This window comes from Histophilus somni, assembly GCF_014202395.1.
In the GTDB taxonomy this organism is placed as follows: Bacteria; Pseudomonadota; Gammaproteobacteria; order Enterobacterales; family Pasteurellaceae; genus Histophilus; species Histophilus somni.
Map to the genome: position 1 here is coordinate 77,950 of NZ_JACHGQ010000005.1, position 22,754 is coordinate 100,703.

Sequence of the window (22,754 nt, forward strand, 5' to 3'; positions counted from 1 at the left end):
ACGGACAAGGCGTTGCTCAAAACTATCAACAAGCCGTCTATTGGTTCACAAAAGCCGCTGAACAAGGCATTGCAGAAGCACAACTCTATCTCGGCGTGATGTATGCAAACGGACAAGGCGTTGCTCAAAACTATCAACAAGCCGTCTATTGGTTCACAAAAGCCGCTGAACAAGGCATTGCAGAAGCACAACTCTATCTCGGCGATATGTATGAAAAAGGACGAGGGGCACAAAAAAATGTTTCTACAGCTAAAGCATTCTACGGTCAAGCATGCGATAACGGCAACGCTCAGGGATGTAAAGATTTCGCCAGATTAGATAAACAGGGTGTGCGTTAATCGTTAGGTATTGTTATGAAGTGAATATTACTTAGTTTTCTCGTTTCTAAATTATGTATAAAAAACCTCCGCTTTAAAAAGCTGGAGGTTTTTTGTAAATATCTATTTAATTTTCTCAATATTATTGTTTCGCCTTGAGTACACGTAATGCAAAGATTGTTATACCCGTAGCGAACATCATTAAGCCTAATACTTGAGCTAGACTCTCCCAGTTTTCTAAATGTAATGCTAGCGGTGCATCAGAACCTCCGGAAGTAACGGAACCTGCAACAATAAATGCCAGTAATATCCCGATTAAACTTTCACCCACAATCAGACCCGCTGCAAATAATGTGCCGAAACGTTCCGCTTTTTTCTTCACATCAGCAAGATCTTTGCCTGTACGTTTCGCAAAGTTTTCTAAATGACGATTAATCAACCAAGCAAGCAATGCACCGACAACGATTGGTGCATTGACTGACGGCGGTAAGTAGATCCCCATTCCTACTGCCAATGCTGGTAACGCTAAACGTTTGTTAGACGCCTTTTTCAATACGCTGTCGATGAAAATTAAAACCGCACCAAAGCCGATACCAAAGAAAATATAGTTCCATTCGAGATTATGAGAAAAAATACCGTTTGCGATAGTCATCATTAAGGTTGCTTGCGGTGCGAAAAGTGCTTGGCTCGGATCCATAGTTTCACGAGGCATTGCACCGGCAAAACCATAGGCGTGATAAAGAATTTCCAATACAGGAGCAATAACTAACGCCCCCACAATCACACCGATAATCAAGGCAAACTGTTGACGCCAAGGTGTTGCTTCAACTAATTGACCGGTTTTTAAATCTTGTAAGTTATCATTAGAAATTGCCGCAATACAAACCACGATTGAACCGGTAAATAGCGTAAGTGCGGTCAAAAATTTCTGACCTTCCGCCGTGTCTAATAAACCTGTAGCAGAACCCACAAGCATTAACACTAATGAAGTTGTTACCACAGAAATAATACCGATTCCGGAAATTGGGCTTGATGATGAACCAACAAGGCCTGCCATATATCCGCACGCTGCTGCTACTAAGAAACCGATAACGACAGCAAGTAAAGTGCAAACCAAAATTAAAATGATCGCCGTGCCGGCTTCAATACCCACAGGATTTATAAAGCTATATAAAGCCAATACAATTAATACAACGCTTACTAACGTGGTGAAAATCAGCGTTGTCGGAGATAAGTCTTGGGAAGTGCGGTCAGTATTTTTTGCATTCGGATCTTTCAAAGCTCTAAATGACTCGATCATACCTTGAATCATTGGTTTCATTAACACCAATAAAGTCCAAATTGCCGCAATACCGATAGTCCCTACACCAATAAAACGCACTTTATTTTTCCAAATACTGAAAGCATAACCTATCATATCGGCATCAGACGGCATGGGTGCGACAGAAGTAAAGTAAGGAACTGCTACTCCCCAAGCAACAAAAATGCCTAATAAAATGGCTAAACCGCCAATCATACCCACTAAATACCCCGCACCTAACAGAGCGAGTGAGAAACCCATCGGCACTTGAAAAATTGCATTTCCACCTTTGAACCAAAGACTTGCACTATCCGCAATTACACGTAAACCATTAGTTAAAAACCCGGCTACCGCTGCAATCAGACCACCGATTGTAAGTTCTTTGACACCTCTTCCACCGATTTCATCATTACCCGCTTTCAATACTTCTGCTGCGGCAACGCCTTCAGGGTAAGGCAAATCACTTTTCACTACCATGACATTACGCAACGGCACAGTGAAAATTACCCCTAGCATACCGCCGGAAATACAAATCAATAATGTTTGCCAAAAAGGGAAACCTTGCCAATATCCCAGCATCAACATAGCAGGGATAACAAAAATAACGGAAGACAATGTTCCGGCTGAGGATGCTTGAGTTTGTACCATATTATTTTCAAGAATATTAGACCCCTTGAAAAATTTTAATACTGCCATTGAGATAACCGCTGCAGGAACTGATGAGGCAAAAGTCAACCCGACTTTTAAACCCAAATACACATTGGAAGCCGTAAATACCACAGTGATCAACGCCCCCAATAACATTCCTCGAAATGTGAGTTCTTTTAATGATTGTTGTTTGCTTAACATTTTTTATTCCTATGTAATATATCAACAGAGGGGAAGTCTACTCTAATTGCTTAGTAAAAAAAATGATTTTTCATATATTTATGCTCAAATTAAGGTAATTAATAATTAAAACAAAAAATTAAGCATAAATATTTTGATATTTTTCAATATCCTGCAATGTGTTCATATTCACGAAAGCCTGTTTTTGTAAGCGGAAATCCACAGAAATACCCTTATGTTGACGAAAAAATTGTAACATTTGACGATGACCGGACTGCAAATAAGCTCTTAACGGTAATTTAAGTTGAGTGGACAATAAACTAAAAGCAGGATGTTCACGTTCACCATCATTTGCATAAGCTAATAAACTTTTTGAATTCTCCACCGCACTTTGCAACTTTTCACATAAATTCAACGGCAAAAAAGGGCTATCACAAGGCACAAAAAGCACAAAATCCGTATTAGCTCGTTCAAGTGCGGTCAATATTCCACTTAAAGGACCTTGAAAATCCTCCAATTCATCACCAAAAACCTCTACCCCACTTTGTTGATAAATAGCTTGATGACGATTAGCATTAATAGAAATACTACTCACTTGATGGGTTAACCTTTGCAAACAATGTTGATAGAGAGGCTTACCTTGAAGCAGTTGTAATCCTTTATCTAACCCAGCCATTCGTTTAGCTTGCCCACCAGCTAAAATTACTGCACTAATTGTTGTTGCCATATTTTCTTCTTTACCTATTTCAAGTATGATTATCGGCTGTTTGGGTTAAATAATAAGGAAAACTTTATGAAATGTCATCGTTTAAACGAAGTGTTGGAACTTTTACAGCCCTATTGGTCTAACAATCCGGATTTACATTTAATCCAAGTTTTACAAAAAATTGCGGAGGAAACCGGTTTTGATAAGCCCATTGCGGAATTAACCGACGAGGTTATTATTTATCACCTAAAAATGTATGGTACAGATAAAAATGAGCCTATTCCCGGCATCAAAAAAGATTATGAAGACGATTTTAAAACAGCCTTATTAAAAGCACGTGGCATTATTGATTAGGAGTATTACATGAAAAAATTTCTATGGGCATTAGCCTCTTTTTTCTTTTTAAATTCAACTCAAGCCTTAGCATTACAAGAAGGAAAACAGTATATTGAACTAGAGCAGCCTCGTTCCGTTCAACCTGAAGTGATTGAATTTTTCTCTTTTGGTTGTATCCATTGTTTTAATTTTGAAAAAACATATCAAATTCCACAACAAATTAAAGCTGATTTGCCCAAAGATGTCACTTTCAAACAATATCATGTTGATTGGATGGGCGAAGATATTGTTCGTGCTTGGTCATTAGCAATTCTCTTAGGCATAGAAGAAAAAGTTAAAATGCCTCTATTTGAATTGATTATTGAAAAAAGAAAAGCACCTACTTTAGACAATATTCGTGAAGTGTTTCTCGCAAACGGTATTACTGCGGTACAGTTTGACGGAGGAATTAATAGTTTTGCCGTCACCGCTCAAACAAACAAACAAATTGCCTTAGCAAAAAAACTTGGCGTAAGAGCAACACCTGAATTTTATATTAACGGTAAATATAAAGTAAATGCGGAAGGTCTATCCCGTACAACAGACGGTTTTATCAAGGATTATGTAGAAACTGTTAAAGGTTTATTGCAAAAATAACAAAAAATTGATTTAATGCGAGCCGATTTTTACAAAATAAGATAGAGGATATTATGGCAGAGAGTTTTAGTGTTACACGTCGTTTTTTTGATGATAAAAATTATCCACGAGGTTTTGCTCGTCATGGTGATTACACTATTCGTGAATCTCAAACGTTAGAGCAATATGGTCAAGCATTTAAGGCTTTAGATTTAGGCATGCGTATGCCGGTGACAGAAGAGGAAAAAGCCTTCGTTGCTTTCTGTCGTGGTGAACGCCCGGCAGAAACATATTTTGAGAAAACTTGGAATAAATACCGCACTCGTATTTCTGCCAGTAAACGTGTTTACACATTATCAGGCGTTGTTGGTGCTGACAATCCGGATGATTTCTCTGCCGAATAACTTAAGATTAAGTAAAAGGGTGCGAAATTCGCACCTTTTCATTTTTAGCTCAATACTGAAGATCATGCAACGTTTACCTATTGAACAATATTCCGCACTTTTAGCAGAAAAACAACAAAAGCTGACCGCACTTCTAGCACCTTTTAATTCACCACCGCTTGACGTATTTGCTTCCGAAACAAGCCATTTCCGTATGCGTGCCGAATTTCGTATTTGGCATGAACAAGATGATTTCTATCATATTATGTTTGATCAAAAAACAAAACAACGTTTTCGTATCGATCAATTTCCTATTGCCAGTCAGTTGATTAACCAAATGATGCTGGCGTTATTGCCTTTGCTTAAACAACACAATATTTTAACTCATCGCTTATTCCAAATTGACTATCTCAGTACTTTGAGCAACAAGATCATTGTCAGTTTGTTATACCACAAAACACTTAACGAAGAATGGCTACAGGCAGCAACTCAATTGAAACAACAACTGATAAAACAAGGATTTGATGTACAAATTATTGGTCGTGCAAATAAACAAAAAATTTGTTTACAGCAAGATTTTGTTGATGAAATTTTGCCTGTCAAAAATCAACAGTATATTTATCGCCAAGTAGAAAACAGCTTTACTCAACCTAATGCAACGGTAAATTGTAAAATGTTGGAATGGGCAATTAATTGTACTAAAAATAGTCAGGGCGATTTACTTGAGCTTTACTGCGGGAACGGCAATTTCTCTATTGCCCTAGCACAAAACTTTCGCAAAGTATTAGCGACAGAAATTGCAAAACCCTCTGTAAGTGCGGCTCAATTTAATATTGCAGCAAATAAAATTGATAATTTACACATTATTCGTATGTCCGCAGAGGACTTTACGCAAGCTATGAACGGTGTGCGTACATTTAATCGCTTAAAAGGCATTAATTTACAAGATTATCAATGTAATACCATTTTTGTTGATCCCCCAAGATCTGGACTTGATATGGCAACAGTAAAATTAGTACAAAACTATGAGCGGATTTTATATATATCCTGTAATCCATATACATTATGTGAAAATTTGCAAGAATTAACTAAAACTCATCGTATTGAAAAAGCCGCCTTGTTTGATCAATTCCCTTATACAGAGCATATGGAAAGTGGTGTATGGTTAATCAAAAAATCCAATTAATTTGTGAAACAGAAAGTGCGGTGCAATTTACCGCACTTTGTCAACAAAAAGGTTTGATTCACGATCCTAATAGTTATTTAGCACTGGTGCAAACAAAAGTGGAAGGACAGGTTCGCTTGGAATTACGCAAATTAGATGAGCCGAAACTTGGTGCTGTTTATGTGGATTTTGTGACCGGCACAATGGCTCACCGTCGTAAATTTGGAGGCGGTCGAGCTGAAGCTGTGGCAAAAGCGGTAGGGATCAAAGGTAATTATCTGCCGACAGTTATTGATGCAACTGCCGGTTTGGGACGTGACGCCTTTGTGCTGGCTGCTTTGGGGTGTAAAGTCCGTTTGGTTGAACGCCATCCGGTAGTCCATTTGTTATTACAAGACGGCTTGAAGCGTGCTTATGCCGATGTAGAAATAGGGACTATGATGCAGGCGAATATGCAATTGCTGGACATAGCACATATTCAAGAATTAAATTCGAGTGAAGAAGGTGCTGATGTTGTCTACTTGGATCCGATGTATCCTCATAAACAAAAAAGTGCATTGGTTAAAAAAGAAATGCGTATTTTTCAACATTTAATCGGTGCAGATTTGGATGCTGATATGTTATTAGAACCTGCCTTATTGCTCGCACAAAAAAGAGCGGTAGTAAAGCGTCCCGATTACGCAGATTTTCTTGCTAAAAAAACACCGCACTTCAGTCACCAAACCAAAAATCATCGTTTTGATATTTATCTCAAAACTTAGTTGCTGACATTTATCACCAAATCTTAATCGTTATTTTTAAGAATTTTGTGTTTCTTTCTCTTTTTCTAAGCCTAATAAAATCGCTAAAGTTTGTACCAATGTCATCGTAGCACATTGTGAACGGAAGCCGCTTACCTGTGCTTCTTTCACGACAAAAGCAACATCGCTGGAGGCAATTAATGGACTAATTTGACTATCAGTGATGGCAATATGTTTGACACCTTTTTGTGAGGTTGCACTAACAATTTCCAGCGTTTCTTTGGCATAAGGTGAAAAACTCACCGCCACGATGACATCACCGTTTTTCACTTGCATTAATTGTTCATCAAACATACCGCCTAATCCATTTATTAAAAAAGAACGGCAATCTAAATGATGCAACACATAATCCAAATAACAGGCAATACTAAACGAACGTTTTAATCCAATGATAAAAATATTCTGTGCATTTTTTAATATTTCTACCGCACTTTTTAACTGTTTTGTGGTAGTTTGGCTACTTAATTGTTTTAGTGCTTGATTATTGGCTTGTGCAAAAATATTCAAAATATCTTGCAGATTATGTTGCTCGCTCTTTTCCGGTTCCAGCTGACGGAAAACTTGTAAACGCTCCGTATAATTCGCCGTTTCTTCAATCAAATTTTCACGAAAAATTTGTTTCATTTCATTAAAGCCACTAAACCCAAACGCATTTGCGAAGCGAATAAGCGTAGAAGGAGGAACACCGGCACGTTCAGATATCGTCGCAACAGTATCAAAAATTACGCTATTGTGATTATCAAGGACATATTGTGCTACCTGTTTCAAACGTTTACTCAAAGTCGAATAGCGTGAACGGATTTCATTTTGTAATGTAACGAGTTGAGAATGTTCTTGCATACTATCTCTTCCTTTGTATTTCTCTCAGTAATAAGTTAAATTTATACCACTTTGAAAAGGAAATTTCATTCTTATTTTACTTAAAAGACTTTATATACCAGCGAGATAGCTAATCTTTGTGATCAATATCTCAAATATTAATTTTATTTCTAGACATTTTTGAAATATATGTTTCAATTTAAGACAATAATTTATTCTATATCCGTTTTTTGTGATGACTTCATCACGCAAGGAGAAGCACAATGAAAAAAGAAAAAACATTAGATCTTATTTGTCTTGGACGAGTTGCCGTAGATTTATATGCTCAACAAATCGGTTCACGCTTAGAGGATGTGAGCTCTTTTGCTAAATATCTCGGCGGCTCATCAGGTAATGTTGCTTATGGAACAGCTGTACAAGGTGTAAAATCATCTATGTTGGCTCGTGTAGGTGATGAACATATGGGACGTTTCTTACGTGAGGAATTGCAGCGTCTAGGTGTAGATACGAGCCATTTGATTACGGATAAAGAGCGGCTGACTGCTCTAGTGATTTTAGGAATAAAAGATCAAAATACTTTTCCATTAATTTTCTATCGTGATAATTGTGCAGACATGGCAATCACCGCTGATGATTTTGATGAAGAATATATTGCTTCGGCGAAAGCACTTGCTATTACCGGAACGCATTTATCCCATCCAAAAACTCGCCATGCGGTTTTAACCGCACTTGAATACGCAGGTCGTAATGGAACAAAACGTTTACTGGATATTGACTATCGTCCTGTACTTTGGGGATTAACTTCATTGGGTGATGGTGAAACTCGTTTTATTGACTCTGAAGCCGTTACACAATCTTTACAAGAAGTTTTACATCACTTTGATGTCTTAGTTGGTACAGAAGAGGAGTTTCATATTGCTGGTGGGTCAACTGATACGCTAACTGCATTAAAAAATGTACGTAAAGTCAGTAACGCTACGTTAGTTTGCAAACGTGGGGCGTTAGGTTGTTCTGTCTTTGAGGGCGATATTCCGAATCATATTGACGGTGGTATTAATGTATATGGCGTACGTGTTGAAGTTTTGAATGTCTTAGGTGCAGGCGATGCCTTTATGTCAGGTTTATTACGTGGCTATATTAACGGTGAAAGTTGGGAGCAATGTTGTCGTTATGCAAATGCTTGCGGTGCGTTGGTCGTCTCTCGCCATGGTTGTGCCCCGGCAATGCCGACTAAAGAAGAATTAGATAATTATCTCTCCCGTGCGGAATCGGTACCTCGACCGGACTTAGACGAACAATTAAACCATTTACACCGTGTTACAACACGCAAGCAACAATGGCATGATTTATGTATTTTTGCCTTTGATCATCGTAAACAATTGGTTGATATGGCTGAAAAGTGCGGTGCAGATTTGAAACGTATTCCAACACTCAAAACGTTATTACTTAAAGCCGCAGAACAAACCGCTCAAAAAGAGGGGATTTATAATGGCAATGCCGGCGTTTTAGCTGATACCACATTTGGTCAAGAAGCACTCAATGAAATTACCGGTAAAAAATGGTGGATTGGTCGTCCAATAGAAATGCCATCTTCTCGTCCATTGCGTTTAGAGCATGGTGATTTAGGTAGTCAACTCATTAGTTGGCCCGCAGAACATGTCGTTAAATGTTTAGCATTCTATCATCCAGCAGACAAGGCAGAGTTAAAAGCAGATCAAGATGCAACATTAAAAGAAGTTTATCGTGCTTGTTGTCGTACAGGTCACGAATTATTACTGGAGATCATTTTGCCTGCGGATATGGAGCAAAAAGAAAGTTACTACACCGATATGATTGCCCACTTCTATTCTCTCGGCATTAAACCGGATTGGTGGAAATTACCGGGAGTATCCGCAAAAACTTGGGCAGACATCAGTCAAGTCATTGAAAAAAATGACAAACATTGCCGTGGTATTTTAATCCTTGGCTTAGACGCACCTGAAGCAGTCTTTGAGAATGTGTTTAAAGCGTCGGCAAACGCACCTTTAGTAAAAGGGTTTGCTGTAGGCAGAACAATTTTTGGACAACCTTCGGCTGATTGGTTAGCTGGTAAAATTGATGATGAGAAACTCATCAAAGAAACCTCAGAGCGTTATAGAAGATTAATTAAATTATGGAAAAATCGTAAAAACTAATTATCTTCTCAAAAATACTAAATGTAATTAGCCCGATGCAGCTGTGTCGGGTTAATTTCTGCTATAGTTGTAGCTCACTTTCGATAAAACAAAGGTCTCACATGGATAGCTCACTTATTCCCAATATCGAATTATTTATTGCACAGGTTCCCCCTTTTACACATTTACCTCATGATTTAATTCGTCTTACTGCACAGAATATTGAAGTTCGTTATATCCCCAAAGGGGAACTAATCACAAATGATGAAATCGATAGCCTCAATAATAATGAAAACTTGTATATTGTGCGTATGGGATCAGTGGAGCAAGTCAATAAATCAGGACAATTAAGAGCAAGATTGGAAAGTGGCGATTGTTTTGGTTTCAGTATTTTCAATCATCACGAGCAAGATAAATATCAGGCTTATGCGTTGGAAAATACGTTAATTTATCAAATCCCTTTTCAACGCTTAAATGAACTTTTAAAAAAATTTCCTGAGTACGCTTCTTACTTTTCTTCTGATGCAGGAAAAAGACTAAACAGTTTGGCAAAAAATAACTTTTTAAAAAATCAAAATGATATTTTCATGAAAAAAGTGATTGATATTGCTAATCCTAAAATTGCTCTTGTTGATACGAATACGACATTACAACAAGCTGCGATTAGAATGTGTGAACAACGCCGTTCTTCTGCTTTAGTGATGCAACAAAACAAATTGATTGGCATTATTCATGATCGGGATATGACCAAAAAAGTTGTAGCACAAGGCTTAGATGTAAATACGTTAGTGACAGAAATCATGAACATTAATCCTCCTGTGATTAGGGGTGATGAATTAGTACTACAAGCTATTTCCATGATGATGCAACATAATATTCGTAGCTTGCCGGTGATTGTTGATGATAAAGTTCAAGGTATTTTAACCGCCACAGATCTTGTAAAACAAAACAGTATGCAATCTGTTTTTATCATTAACCGTATTTTTCAAGCAAATACGCTGCCTTTGCTTGTAGAAATAGCTAAACAGCAACGGGATTTATTCCGTGCTTTATTAGAGAGAGGTGTCGCTTATAATAATATTATGCACGTGATGACGCTTATCGCTGATGCATTTGCCCGTAAGTTGCTCATGATGGCTGAACATGAATTAGGAACTCCGCCTTGTCGCTATGCTTGGGTTGTAGCAGGTTCACAGGCTCGTTATGAAATGCACCCTTTATCAGATCAGGATAATGCAATCATTTTAGAAAGAAAATTAACCGCACTTGAACAGGAATATTTTGTACAACTAACTAAATTTGTAAACAATGGATTGCATGAATGCGGCTATCCTTACTGCACGGGTAACTATATGGCAATAAATGCACGCTGGTGTGTTTCTCTACAGGAATGGAAAGAAAATTTCCGTAGTTGGATTATTGCATCTGAATTAGAAGGTTTGCTCAATGCCTCTGTATTTATGGATATGCGAGGTATTTACGGTGATCTTAATTTGGCAGATCAACTCCAGCAATATTTTGTCGATTTAGTCGCACACAATAAACGCTTTTTAGCGTTCTTAGTGGCAAACAGTATTCGAGTAAAACCCCCATTAAGTATTTTCCGAAATTTTGTTCTTATTAAAGAAGGTGAACATAAAAATAAACTTAACTTGAAAAAACGTGCTATCAGTTTATTAGTAGATCTTGCACGAATTTACGCACTTGCTGCCGGTTTAGCACAAACTATGTCAACTGAACAGCGTTTTAGACATTGTTACAAGCAAGGTATTCTGAATAAAGAAACCCTTAATAATGCACTGGAGGTATATCAATTTGTCTGCAATATGCGTTTTAAATATCAATCAGACGCATTGCAACAACAGCAAGAACTAACTAATCATATCGATCCCAGTGAGTTAAGTGCCCTTGAACGAAATCACCTTAAAGATGCTTTTCGCTTAATTGCCCAATTTCAAGAGGCGGCAGAGATACGTTTTTCACAACGAGGAATAATGAGATGATAAAAAATTTCCTCAACAAATTTCATCCGTTGAATAAATTGGAAAAACAGCGAAAAATCTTTATTAATCAAGATAATTTACCCGTGCAATGGAAAAGGTTATTTGAAAAGCCTTACCCCAAAAGTTCCACAGATTTGACCGCACTTTCCTACTTAGTAATTGATTTCGAAACCACAGGGCTGAATTCAATGATGGATAATATTTTGAGTGTCGCTACCGTTCCCATTGACAATTTAACATTAGATATTTCAAAAGCATGGCATCAATTCGTCGCCGAGCAACAAGAAATTAAAGAAGATACTGTTATTATCAATCATATTTTGCCACAAATGCTAAATGGGGCAGAAACCCTAGATGATACAATGAATAAACTCTTTGAGCTGATGCAAGGACGTATTCTTATTGCTCACGGCTCCACTATAGAAAAGCGTTTTATCTTACATTATCTGAACGTTCGCTATAATTTATCGCAATTTCCTCTGTTTTGGTTAGATACCTTAAAAATTGAACGTTCGTTATGTCAGGACAACGAAAATAATTATCAACTTAGCCATATTCGTAATAAATATAATTTGCCCGAATATATCGGTCATAATGCACTTATTGATGCAATATCTGCCGGTGAGCTTTTTTTGGCACAATTAGAAAAGGTGTTTGGTAAGAGTTCAAAAGAAATCGGCGAAATTTATCGCCGATCTATCGGTTAATATTTGAAATGAAGTGCTTTGAATAACCCTTACAAAATCATCTTCACTAACTTATCTGCTTTAATGCGGGCAAATTTTTTCAATATTTTTTGTACCGGCTTCGGATACTGAGTCAGATCACTTAACTCAGTATAATGTTTTAGAACAGTAGTATTTCGACGAATATAGGTCAACTCTTGTTGAATTTGTGCTTGTAACTGTTGTTTCGGATCATGGATAAATAAGCCATTTTCCGCATCTAAACGCCAAGCACGAGGATTTAAATTATTTCCTGTCAACAACATATAACAATCATCAACCCAAATGCCTTTTAGATGGTAGCTGTTTTCACCATCTTTCCAAATCCGGACAACTAACTGCCCTTGTTCAATTTGCTTGGTAAATTTTTTACTAAAATGACGCAAATTTTTCTCATAAAGATATGGCAATGCTCCCGCCATTTTAAAAGGCTCTGATGGAGGAATATAAAAATCACTAGCAGTTTTATCACCTACAATAATTTCTACTTGCTTTCCTTTAGCCAGCAAACGGCGTACTTTTTGCTGTAATAAACGAGGAAAATTAAAATAAGGCGTACAAATTGTTAACTTATCCTCAACAACTTGAAATAAATCTTCAATGGTTTGATTAAGTAAATTATGATTTGCACCTAACCCAAATAATGGACAAATCGTCAAACTGTCATTTAAGGTCACGGAAGATTCCACATAATACTGTCCCTCACCGGCAAGATATTTACGAAAATTACGAATATACTGACGAATTTCTTTGGTTTTAGGACGATCACCGGAATCAAGCGGATAAACCACATTAGGATCGAATAAATAATTCTTAACAAAGCTGACTAAGATATCAGCCAATCTCTCATGTTCAATTTTATGATAACGATCATAACGATATTTTGTTTGTTGGTGTAGATACACATTATTAATGCTCGCACCGCTATATAAAACCGTATCATCAAACACAAATCCCTTAATATGCAAGACACCGAATACTTCTCTAGTATTGATTGGCACACCAAAAAATATATTAGGATCGTCAGCCAACTGATATTTACTGCGTTCATCACAATACCAATCCGCATTCGTGGCACTTTTCTCAGCACCAAGTAAATTACGTTGTGCACGATGCCAATCAACCAAAATTTTTACCTCTAATTCAGGATTTGCCTGTTTAGCACGATAAATCTCATCTAGGATTTGCTGTCCCGCCTCGTCGTTTTGCCAGTAAAGTGCGGTGAAATAAATTCTTGATTTTGCTTGACGAATACACTGAATAATCTGTTGTTTAAAATCTGAAGAATGATAAATAAACTCAACTTGCTCTGCTTGCAAAGGAATACAAGGTAACCGCTCCAAATTTTGTTTCGCCCGTTTTGTTTTATTGATCAACATAATTCACTTCTCTACGAGTTTGTGTTTGGCTGGCTAGTTTACAATATTTAGTCGGTAACTTGGTAGAAAAAAGGTATTTTTTCGTTATAATGTTCACAAAACTCTATAAAGTGCGGTGTTTTTTTGCTCACTTTATCTTTTTCTAACCTTAAATTAATATCCAACATGAAGACAAAAAAACCAATTTTTCAACAAGCAAATAATGAAAAACGCTTTACTGAACGCTTTGTCAGCAACAAAAGATATGAAAAATCTACATCAAAATCACCGCACGTTGACAATAACTCAAAGCGAGCTTTATCCAATCGGCACTCTCGCCCTCAAAATACACAAAATACGGCTTCCCACACTCATATTATCAATACCACTATGGAAAAGCCAAACGGTACAGGACAAGTACAAGTTGTGCTAAAACGTTCAAGTTTAGTTGCAAAAACTGAAAAGAAAACTGGCCCTTTATCGCCACGTGCACCGGAGAAGATCAAGAAAAATCGTGCAGAGGAAATGAAAGTATATGGTGAAAATGCTTGTTTATCCCTTTTTGCACAACGTCCGGAAAGTATTGTGCGTGTTTGGACTACGGTAGAAATGGCACATAAAGTGGGGGATTTGTTTAGCTATTTAGCCAGCAATAAAAAAGTCTATCATGTAGTAGATAATAGCGAGTTAGCCTTAGTCAGCGGCACTGAACATCATGGCGGTATTTGCATGTTGGTCAAAAAACGCCGTCCATTTACTTTGCACGGCTATTTAGATATTCCACAGCAAAAAAACTGCCTATTGGTTTTAAATGGTGTGCGTAATCCACATAATATTGGCGGAATTATCCGCACTTGTGTATGTTATGGTATAAGTGCGGTTGTTATTGACGATGTTGAACTTCTTCATTCTGCAGTAGCAATGCGAGTGGCAGAAGGCGGTATGGAATATATTCACCCGCTGGAAATTGATCGCACTGAAACGGCATTGGTTAAATTGCGACAAGCAGGCTATCAAATCGTTCATCTAAGCTCAAATAAACACGCCAAAACCATTAAGCAATTACAACTCAATGATAAAGTTGCATTTGTACTGAGTGAAGCTGATACTGAATCATTAGCGGATAAAGCAGATGAACTGATTAATTTGTCATTAGTTAATCCATTAAAACACGGCTTGAATGTTTCTGTTGCAACAGGCATATTGCTGGCAAAATGGACAGAAATAAAGTTATGTTAGGATAAAAAATGCCCGATAAACGTAAACGCCCCACTTTGCAAGATATTGCCTCTCATCTTGGTATTACTAAAATGACGATAAGTCGTTATTTGCGTGATCCACGTCTTGTCGCACCGAAAACAGGTGTGCGTATTGCCGAAGCTATAGAACACTTCGGATATATTCCTAATCGTGCACCGGAAATTTTATCCAATGCGAAAAGCAAAGCGATTGGTGTACTTGTACCCTCTTTAACAAATCATGTTTTTGCCGATGTAATTAAAGGTATTGAGAATATTACCGATCAAGCAGGTTATCAAACCATGTTAGCCCATTATGGTTATTGTCAAGAAAAAGAAGAAAAACGAATTGAATCGCTTCTCTCTTATAACATTGATGGACTTATTTTGTCGGAAACAGAACATTCGGCAAGAACGCTAAAAATGTTAGATGTGGCAAATATTCCCGTTGTCGAAATTATGGATACCAGCGAATTCGGTTTACAACAAGTGGTGGGGTTTAACAATATAGCGGCAGCACAGTCTATGGTGGAAACAATGATTAAACGAGGCTATAAAAATATTGTCTATTTCTCTGCTCGTATGGATAAACGTACCCGTTTAAAAATGCAGGGTTACGAACAAGCAATGAAAAAACATCAACTGACACCTCACAGTCTCCTCACGGAAGAACCCTCATCATTTACTTTAGGTGCGGAACAATTAAAACTGGCATTAAAAAAACATCCCCAAATTGATGGCATTTTTTGTACCAATGATGATTTAGCAATTGGTGCGTTATTTGAATGTCAACGTCAAGGAATTGACGTACCTAAAGAAATCGGTATTGCAGGCTTCCATGGGTTAAATGTTGGATTATCTTTAACGACACAAATTGCCACAGTACGCACACCACGCTTAAATATCGGTGAAGTGGCGGCAAAAGAATTACTTAATCGTATAGAAGGTATTGTACCTGAAAATTACATGATCAATCTCGGATATAATATTCATTTAGGTGAAAGTATTTAAAAAATCACTTTGTTTTACTTTTATAAGGTTTTTGCTGTGAAAAATACTAATTATTATTTAAAAATGGAAGAACATTTTCTTTACGTCCCCTACTATAACCGCACTCGTCGTATTCGAGTGTTATTGCCAAAAGATTATTACACAGATACGTGGGATAGTTATGCAGTACTCTATATGCATGACGGACAAAATATTTTTTATAGTAAAGAATCTTACTCAGGTTACTCTTGGAAAATTATTCCAACCATTAAACACCATAAAGAATTTCCTAAAATTATTATTGTTGGCATAGATAATTCAGGTGTAGATCGTCTTGATGAATATGGACCTTGGCGTACTGACGTAGGCTCGTCACCGGAAATTAAAAAGTGCGGTGGGAAAGGTATGGAATACGGCAAATGGGTAGTTGAGATCGTTAAACCATTCATTGATCAACATTACCGCACTAAACCACAAAAAGAACATACTTTGCTTGCCGGCAGTTCCATGGGAGGAATTATCACTGCCTATATGGGGTCAGCATATCCACAAATTTTTGGACATTTAGGTGTTTTTTCTCTCGCATCTTGGTTTAGTGAAAAAGATTTTCTGCATTTTATCCACCACAATCCAATTGATAAAAATAGTAAAGTCTTTATTCAAGTAGGCACTAAAGAAGGAGATGATGTTGATTCATTATTTATTTCAAATATGAACCAAGCCTATATTGATTGCACACTCCATTATTACCAAGCCTTATTACGCACAGGTCATCCATTAGATAACATTCGCTTACGAATGATGGCAAATGAAATTCACCATGAAAAACACTGGGCAGATCATTTTGTGGAATTTTTGCATTTTGCATTATTGTAATATGTGCGCATTCATCATATTACTTAATGTTCTATTAATGGTTGGATTTTATGATTTAAGGTCAAAACGTGCCAATCTTTCTATAAATAAACCCCTTGGAGTATCCAAGGGGTTGTTTATATAAGTCTAATAAACTAATTACCAAGACGCTCTTTAATACGAGCAGACTTACCTGAACGCTCACGTAAATAGTAAAGTTTGGCTTTACGTACCGCACCTTTACGTTTAACAGTAATACTGTCGATAATTGGTGAATGTGTTTGGAATACACGCTCAACACCTACGCCGTTAGATATTTTACGTAAAGTGAAAGCACTATGTAACCCACGGTGACGAATTGCAATAACCACACCTTCGAATGCTTGTAAACGACGTTTACTTCCTTCCACTACCCATACTTTAACTTCTAAAGTATCCCCTGGACGGAAGCTAGGTACGTTTTGTTTTAATTGTTCTTGTTCAATTTGTTTAATGATATTACTCATTGTAGTAATCCTTCTTAGATCCTAGATTTAACTGATTAACTGTTTTCTTGTTTAATCTGCGATAACAGCTTACTTTGTTCGTCAGTCAGAGCTAGGCTTTCCAATAGCTCAGGTCGTCTTAACCATGTTCGTTGCAAAGACTGCTTTAATCTCCACTTACGAATTTCCTCATGATTACCAGACATCAATACAGGAGGTACAGTTAAACCGTTTAATTGTTCCGGTCTTGTGTAATGTGGGCAATCTAATAGCCCTTCTGCAAAAGAATCTTCTTGTGCAGAGGCTTGTTTACCCAAAACACAGGGAACAAATCTTGCGACTGCATCAATCAACGTCATCGCCGGCAATTCCCCACCGGTAAGAACATAATCTCCGATTGACCATTCTTCATCAATTTCAGTTTCAATCAATCGTTCATCAATGCCTTCATAACGCCCGCAAACAAAAATCATTTTTTGATTTCTGGCAAGCTCTTGAACACCATTTTGATCCAGTTTACGTCCTTGAGGCGAAAGATAAATCACTTTCACACCATCACCTGCCACAGACTTTGCACAATGAATGGCATCACGCAAAGGTTGCACCATCATTAACATTCCCGGTCCTCCACCATAAGGGCGATCATCTACCGTTTTATGTTTATCAAAGGTGAAATCTCTCGGATTCCAATATTGTATCTCCAGCAGGTTTTGCCTAACTGCTCGTCCTGTTACTCCGTATTCCGTAATAGCTTTGAACATTTCAGGAAATAGACTAATAATCCCGATCCACATTTACTTACCTTCTGTGTTTATGTTACTGCCAAAGCGTTACAGATTACCTGAGGTTAGAAACCAGCATCCCAGTCAACTTCAATAGTTTTAGAACTGAGATCCACTCTTTTAACTACTTGTTCATATAAGAACGGAATCAACCGCTCTTTTTTACCAAAAGCATCTTTTGTACTTGCACGCACAACCAACACATCATTGGCACCGGTTTCCATCATTTCAGACACAACACCCATTGCATAACCTTGTAGATTCACAACTTGACAACCGATTAAATCATGCCAATAAAAATCCCCCTCATCTAATAGAGGAAAAACGGATAAATTTACTCCGATTTCAACATTTGCCAGAGTTTGTGCGACCTCACGCTCATTAATGCCTTTTAATTTAACAATTAACTCGTGATTATGAAATTTCCAGCTTTCCAATTCAATTGGTTGCCATTGCCCCTTGATTTTTAAAAACCAAGGTTGGTAATCAAAGATACTTTCAGCTTGTTCTGTTGATGAATAAAGACGCAACCAACCACGAATTCCGTATGTTGAACCTAATTTTCCAACGACTTCTATTCTTTGTTGTTCCATTTCATTCACCTATAAAATCGCTAAAATTAAGCTGCCTTTTGAGCCTCTTTAACTAAGCTAGCAACACGATCAGATAAAGATGCACCATTACCAATCCAATGATTCACACGATCTAAATTGATTCGAACACGTTCAACATTACCTGATGCTAACGGATTGAAAAAACCAACACGTTCAATGAAACGACCATCACGAGGTGAACGACTGTCAGCTACTACGATTTGATAAAACGGGCGTTTTTTAGAACCGCCACGAGATAAACGAATGGTTACCATAACCTTCCTCTAACTAATTTAAACTAAAAGAAAACCCACATCAAAAGAGTGGGAATGCTTACTTTTTTCTCTGTATATATAGACAAAAAGCCTGAAGATTGTACTCTTTTTTAGCTAAAAAGCAAGTTTATTTACATCTCCCTACTGAAAAGTGCGTTACAAAAATATAAAGAATAATATTTAATCCAATTTAATTTGGTTCAATCCATTTGAACAAAAAACCAATTTATCTTCAATTGCTCGTTTAAGTAATTCATCATTAACTGGCAAGGCTTCTCTATCTTCTTCAGGATGCCACAAGTGATATGCAATCGCTGCAAACTTGATGTTTTTTCTTTTTCCTCCATTATTAAAAAAGCGAGCAACAAATTCGCTATCCTCACGCCCCCAACCAACAAAATCATTATTAAAACCATTAATTTCTAAAGCATCAGATAAAAAGAATGCCATATTGCAACTTCTTACACCCTTGTAATAATGCACTCTTTTAGTTCTTTGGATAAATTCAGACAAGAAAGGAATATGCAACGCCATTAAACGTTTTTCAAAACGAGTTTCAAGCCCTTTTTCATACCATTTAAAAGAGGAATATTGTTCTGATGATTGTAAAAGTGCGGTCGTTTTATCCTTAGTGAGCAATATTCTTCCCCCCCCCACAAATACATTCTTTTCTGCCGCTTTACGGTGATCAGAAATAAATTGAGGATGTAAAACCATATCCCCATCAATAGTTATCACATACTCCGATTCCACAACAGACAATGCTCTATTACGCGACTCAGCTGCACGAAAGCCCGTATCCGGTTGCCAAACATGTTTAAGTGGAATAGGAAAAATTGCTTGATATTTTTGAATAAGTTCTTTGGTATCTTCTGTTGAGCCGTCATCAGCGATAATTACTTCATTCGGCAAAAGGCTCTGTGCTAATACGGATACTAACACAGCCTCTAAGGCATCTGGGCGATTATAAGTTGTTATAATTAAAGCAGTTGTTAAACTCTGATTAGCTTCCATTAATTTAATATATTTATAGTAAGAACCGCTGGCGTTGGCAAAAGAAATAATAAAACCATCGCCTCCCGATAAAATCCCCCTCTTTAATATATAACTTTTGAAAAATGCAACTATTCCATGAGCAATTGCTGACAATACACTACTTTTCTTTCTATATTTTTGTTGTTCCGCAAAAAGAGCGGTGTAATGTTGCATTTTATTAATCAACATCTCACTACTATCAAAAGAATAATGATTAAATTCATGCTTTAAGCGAACTACCTGTATATCATCTGCAATCTCTAATGCCTCATGCACTCGCTTGTCATCAAATTTTACCAACTTTTTATTATATAAACGTTTCACAAAGTCGGGATACCAACCACAAGTTTTTATTGGCTTTCCACGGTAATGATTAATTCTTAACAATGCGTAAACTTTGCGGGGTTCATCGAAATTAAGCTGAGAAATCTCTTGAATAAGCTGGGGTTGTAAAATTTCGTCGCTATCAATATTTAGAATCCAATCATAACTTGCATAAGTTGCAACTAAATTTTTCATCGGTCCAAAACCAATGAAAGGTGAATGATAAATTTTGACATTAGTAAATTGTTTTGCAATTTCAATAGATCGATCTGTTGATCCATTATCTAACACAATAATTTCAGGGAAATCTTTCAAAGAACTAAGGCTTTTTGCCAAATATTTCTCGGCATTTTTCACAAGCATTGTGACGCTGATTGGTAATCTCATCATAGGTTTATTTAGATATAGAATAAAATGGCAAAGATTATATGCTTTAAAATTAAGACTGGCAATAATGCCATATTTCTTAGACCGACTTGTTAAGTTTCATAATAAAATAAACCCCTAATTGAATAATCCAACCAATACTGGTAGCAAATAATAGTGTACCAATTCCTACTGTTCCGCCTAGCAAAAAACCCAAAAAACAAACAGAAACCTCCATAAGAGTACGGACTATTCCTATTCTTAATTTAAAGCGATGACATAACCCAACCATTAATCCATCTCGAGGTCCTGCCCCTTGATGGCAAGTCAAATAAAATGCGGTTCCGATACCAAAAAAAATAATACCCGTTATAAGATAGCAAAACCTTGCTAAAAGGGAACTCGGCGGAGAAATATAAAATATACTTAAACCAAGAAATAATGCGATCAGAACAACATTCAGAATTGTTCCAAAACCAACTTTTAATCTTAACGGAATCCACATTAACATTACTAAGATACTTACTATAAATGATGCCCAGCCAACACTAAATTGTGCTTGTAAAGCAATGCCTTGAGACAAAACTGTCCAAGGTGCAGAGCCTAAATTGGATAAAACCAACAATCCATCACCAATACCGAGCAAGGAAAGTGAAAAACATAGTACCAATAGCGACTTTGTTTCTATTTCCCACAAAGATTTGGCAGCCCAAGGGGTTTGAGGAAGCTCATTAAATTTTTTCATTATTACGACCCAACAGTTGCGTTGTGTTAATCATAATCGAAATTAAATTTAATCCAAAACAAAGAATATTTATAAATTTAAAAAAGCCATAACTCACTTAGAAAGTACAAGATTTTTTATATAAAACCGAGTAGAATACGTGCATTTTTAACACACCTATAAGGATATTCACATTATGAGTTCTCTGATTAGCATTATCGGTATCTTCGCTTTATTATTAATAGCCTTTCTTTTATCTAATAATCGTAAGGCGATTAATTATCGTACAGTGCTAGGTGCACTATTAATTCAATTTTTATTTGGTGCATTTATTCTTTATGTTCCCGTTGGTCGTCAGGCACTACAAAGCGTTGCAGGAGCAGTACAATCAGTCATCAATTATGGTAATGAAGGGATCCGTTTTCTATTTAATGGGTTAGCGCCACAAGCCGATGGTTCTATGGGCTCAGCCGGTTTTGTTTTCGTTATCAACGTCCTTCCAAATATTGTTTTCTTCTCCGCATTAATCTCCCTACTTTACTATATCGGTGTAATGCAATGGCTGATTAAAATCATCGGCGGAGCATTACAAAAAGCATTAGGCACATCAAAATCCGAGTCTATGTCGGCAGCAGCCAATATCTTCGTGGGACAAACAGAAGCCCCCTTAGTCATTAAACCTTATATTAGCAAAATGACAGAATCAGAGCTGTTTGCAGTAATGTGCGGTGGTTTAGCCTCTATCGCTGGTTCAGTCATGGCTGGATATGCCGGAATGGGTGTACCTCTAACCTATCTAATCGCAGCTTCATTTATGGCTGCTCCAGCCGGATTGTTATTTGCTAAAATTCTTATCCCACAAACTGAAAAATTTAATGATAATTTCGAACAAATACAACAAGAAAAACCAACAAATATTCTTGATGCTGCCGCCGGAGGTGCATCATCTGGTATGCAACTTGCCTTAAATGTGGGTGCGATGTTGATCGCATTTGTGGCTTTAATTGCATTACTTAACGGAATTCTTGGCACTATCGGAAACTGGATTGGTCAAGAAGGACTTTCTCTTGGCATGATCTTTGGTTGGGTTTTCAAGCCGTTAGCCTTCATTATTGGGGTTCCTTGGGAAGAAGCGGAAATTGCCGGTCGTATGATTGGAACCAAATTAGCAATTAATGAATTTGTTGGTTATTTAGATTTTGTACCATACCTTGCAGCTGATGCAGCGGTGCAATTAAGTGATAAAACTAAAGCAATTATTACTTTTGCCCTCTGTGGATTTGCAAACTTTAGCTCTATTGCAATTTTAATCGGTGGCTTAGGGGCAATGGCACCAAATCGTCGTGGTGATATTGCTCGCTTAGGTATTAAAGCGGTAATTGCCGGTTCATTAGCAAACTTAATGAGTGCAACAATTGCAGGTCTATTTATTGGATTAAGCGGTGCCGCACTGTAAAAGTGCGGTTCAATTCCGTCATCCATATTTCACACCATGACCTTTCGTGGTGTGTTCATTTTAGGTAAAAGAAAACGATTGCTTTATTGCTTTAAGGAAAAATAATATTTTAATCAACAAAAG

Annotated in this window: 23 protein-coding genes; 13 read left to right on the forward strand and 10 right to left on the reverse strand. The window is 37.1% G+C overall.

The genetic code is table 11. The features are described from left to right. Window positions 1-338, forward strand: a 338-nt coding sequence (locus HNR69_RS09560; protein WP_260156852.1) for a tetratricopeptide repeat protein, incomplete at its 5' end; no start/stop codon positions are given. A gap of 121 nt (window positions 339-459) precedes the next feature. Here the strand turns inward: HNR69_RS09560 and HNR69_RS04375 are convergent. Together HNR69_RS04375 and mobA are read right to left on the reverse strand one after the other, a co-directional pair. Then, the gene (locus HNR69_RS04375) at window positions 460-2,466 is read right to left on the reverse strand and encodes an OPT family oligopeptide transporter (protein ID WP_012340925.1); all 2,007 of its coding nucleotides are present in this window, start codon (window positions 2,464-2,466) and stop codon (window positions 460-462) included. Between the two features lie 118 nt (window positions 2,467-2,584). Continuing rightward, on the reverse strand, window positions 2,585-3,172 hold the full coding sequence (gene mobA, locus HNR69_RS04380; protein ID WP_011608464.1) for a molybdenum cofactor guanylyltransferase MobA: 588 nt from the start codon (window positions 3,170-3,172) through the stop codon (window positions 2,585-2,587). A 66-nt stretch (window positions 3,173-3,238) separates the two neighbouring features. Between mobA and HNR69_RS04385 the strand changes: the two genes are divergently transcribed. From HNR69_RS04385 to HNR69_RS04405, 5 genes are all read left to right on the forward strand, one after another. Further along, window positions 3,239-3,505, forward strand: a complete 267-nt coding sequence (locus HNR69_RS04385; protein ID WP_011608463.1) for a YihD family protein — start codon at window positions 3,239-3,241, stop codon at window positions 3,503-3,505. Between the two features lie 9 nt (window positions 3,506-3,514). Further along, window positions 3,515-4,123: a thiol:disulfide interchange protein DsbA gene (gene dsbA / locus HNR69_RS04390; protein ID WP_075293648.1), complete on the forward strand. Its 609-nt coding sequence runs from the start codon at window positions 3,515-3,517 to the stop codon at window positions 4,121-4,123. A 53-nt stretch (window positions 4,124-4,176) separates the two neighbouring features. After that, on the forward strand, window positions 4,177-4,506 hold the full coding sequence (locus HNR69_RS04395; protein WP_075293649.1) for a MaoP family protein: 330 nt from the start codon (window positions 4,177-4,179) through the stop codon (window positions 4,504-4,506). A 64-nt stretch (window positions 4,507-4,570) separates the two neighbouring features. Continuing rightward, window positions 4,571-5,671 carry a tRNA (uridine(54)-C5)-methyltransferase TrmA gene (gene trmA / locus HNR69_RS04400; RefSeq protein WP_075293650.1) on the forward strand — a complete coding sequence of 367 codons (1,101 nt, stop codon included), beginning with the start codon at window positions 4,571-4,573 and terminating at the stop codon, window positions 5,669-5,671. Further along, window positions 5,647-6,411, forward strand: a complete 765-nt coding sequence (locus HNR69_RS04405; protein ID WP_075293651.1) for a class I SAM-dependent methyltransferase — start codon at window positions 5,647-5,649, stop codon at window positions 6,409-6,411. Before trmA ends, HNR69_RS04405 begins: the two co-directional genes overlap by 25 nt. A 36-nt stretch (window positions 6,412-6,447) precedes the next feature. Here HNR69_RS04405 and HNR69_RS04410 read toward each other — a convergent pair whose 3' ends face one another. Continuing rightward, complete coding sequence (locus HNR69_RS04410; protein WP_011608458.1) at window positions 6,448-7,290, reverse strand: MurR/RpiR family transcriptional regulator; 843 nt, start codon at window positions 7,288-7,290, stop codon at window positions 6,448-6,450. Between the two features lie 242 nt (window positions 7,291-7,532). Here HNR69_RS04410 and HNR69_RS04415 point away from each other — a divergent pair, with 242 nt between their 5' ends. The 3 genes from HNR69_RS04415 (at window position 7,533) to HNR69_RS04425 (ending at window position 12,132) form a co-directional block, all read left to right on the forward strand. Next, window positions 7,533-9,443, forward strand: a complete 1,911-nt coding sequence (locus HNR69_RS04415; RefSeq protein ID WP_075293652.1) for a bifunctional 5-dehydro-2-deoxygluconokinase/5-dehydro-2-deoxyphosphogluconate aldolase — start codon at window positions 7,533-7,535, stop codon at window positions 9,441-9,443. A gap of 101 nt (window positions 9,444-9,544) precedes the next feature. Then, window positions 9,545-11,425, forward strand: coding sequence for a DUF294 nucleotidyltransferase-like domain-containing protein (locus HNR69_RS04420; protein ID WP_075293653.1), 1,881 nt, complete (start codon window positions 9,545-9,547; stop codon window positions 11,423-11,425). Next, complete coding sequence (locus HNR69_RS04425) at window positions 11,422-12,132, forward strand: 3'-5' exonuclease (protein ID WP_011608455.1); 711 nt, start codon at window positions 11,422-11,424, stop codon at window positions 12,130-12,132. Before HNR69_RS04420 ends, HNR69_RS04425 begins: the two co-directional genes overlap by 4 nt. Window positions 12,133-12,161: 29 nt before the next feature. On the opposite strand, the gene pssA is transcribed toward HNR69_RS04425, so the two are convergent. Further along, complete coding sequence (gene pssA, locus HNR69_RS04430; RefSeq protein ID WP_075293654.1) at window positions 12,162-13,529, reverse strand: CDP-diacylglycerol--serine O-phosphatidyltransferase; 1,368 nt, start codon at window positions 13,527-13,529, stop codon at window positions 12,162-12,164. A 165-nt stretch (window positions 13,530-13,694) separates the two neighbouring features. Here pssA and HNR69_RS04435 point away from each other — a divergent pair, with 165 nt between their 5' ends. The 3 genes from HNR69_RS04435 to HNR69_RS04445 all read left to right on the forward strand — a co-directional run bounded on the left by HNR69_RS04435 (window position 13,695) and on the right by HNR69_RS04445 (window position 16,612). Further along, window positions 13,695-14,747, forward strand: a complete 1,053-nt coding sequence (locus tag HNR69_RS04435) for a TrmH family RNA methyltransferase (RefSeq protein ID WP_075293702.1) — start codon at window positions 13,695-13,697, stop codon at window positions 14,745-14,747. Between the two features lie 8 nt (window positions 14,748-14,755). Further along, window positions 14,756-15,757: a substrate-binding domain-containing protein gene (locus tag HNR69_RS04440; protein ID WP_011608452.1), complete on the forward strand. Its 1,002-nt coding sequence runs from the start codon at window positions 14,756-14,758 to the stop codon at window positions 15,755-15,757. Window positions 15,758-15,820: 63 nt separating this feature from the next. After that, complete coding sequence (locus HNR69_RS04445; RefSeq protein WP_041605193.1) at window positions 15,821-16,612, forward strand: alpha/beta hydrolase; 792 nt, start codon at window positions 15,821-15,823, stop codon at window positions 16,610-16,612. Window positions 16,613-16,746: 134 nt separating this feature from the next. Here HNR69_RS04445 and rplS read toward each other — a convergent pair whose 3' ends face one another. From rplS to yczE, 6 genes are all read right to left on the reverse strand, one after another. Continuing rightward, a complete protein-coding gene (rplS, locus tag HNR69_RS04450) occupies window positions 16,747-17,097 on the reverse strand; it encodes a 50S ribosomal protein L19 (protein ID WP_011608450.1) in 351 nt (116 codons plus the stop codon). A gap of 35 nt (window positions 17,098-17,132) precedes the next feature. Then, window positions 17,133-17,870, reverse strand: coding sequence for a tRNA (guanosine(37)-N1)-methyltransferase TrmD (trmD, locus tag HNR69_RS04455; RefSeq protein ID WP_011608449.1), 738 nt, complete (start codon window positions 17,868-17,870; stop codon window positions 17,133-17,135). 53 nt (window positions 17,871-17,923) lie between these two features. Further along, window positions 17,924-18,451 carry a ribosome maturation factor RimM gene (gene rimM / locus HNR69_RS04460; RefSeq protein ID WP_011608448.1) on the reverse strand — a complete coding sequence of 176 codons (528 nt, stop codon included), beginning with the start codon at window positions 18,449-18,451 and terminating at the stop codon, window positions 17,924-17,926. A 26-nt stretch (window positions 18,452-18,477) separates the two neighbouring features. Further along, window positions 18,478-18,726: a 30S ribosomal protein S16 gene (gene rpsP, locus HNR69_RS04465; protein WP_011608447.1), complete on the reverse strand. Its 249-nt coding sequence runs from the start codon at window positions 18,724-18,726 to the stop codon at window positions 18,478-18,480. Window positions 18,727-18,906: 180 nt separating this feature from the next. Continuing rightward, window positions 18,907-20,475 (reverse strand): glycosyltransferase family 2 protein, encoded by a 1,569-nt coding sequence (locus HNR69_RS04470; protein WP_075293655.1) that lies wholly within the window; start codon window positions 20,473-20,475, stop codon window positions 18,907-18,909. 76 nt (window positions 20,476-20,551) lie between these two features. After that, window positions 20,552-21,196 carry a membrane protein YczE gene (gene yczE, locus HNR69_RS04475; protein WP_012340758.1) on the reverse strand — a complete coding sequence of 215 codons (645 nt, stop codon included), beginning with the start codon at window positions 21,194-21,196 and terminating at the stop codon, window positions 20,552-20,554. A 175-nt stretch (window positions 21,197-21,371) separates the two neighbouring features. Here yczE and HNR69_RS04480 point away from each other — a divergent pair, with 175 nt between their 5' ends. After that, a complete protein-coding gene (locus HNR69_RS04480; protein WP_011608443.1) occupies window positions 21,372-22,631 on the forward strand; it encodes a NupC/NupG family nucleoside CNT transporter in 1,260 nt (419 codons plus the stop codon). Window positions 22,632-22,754: the final 123 nt, after the last annotated feature.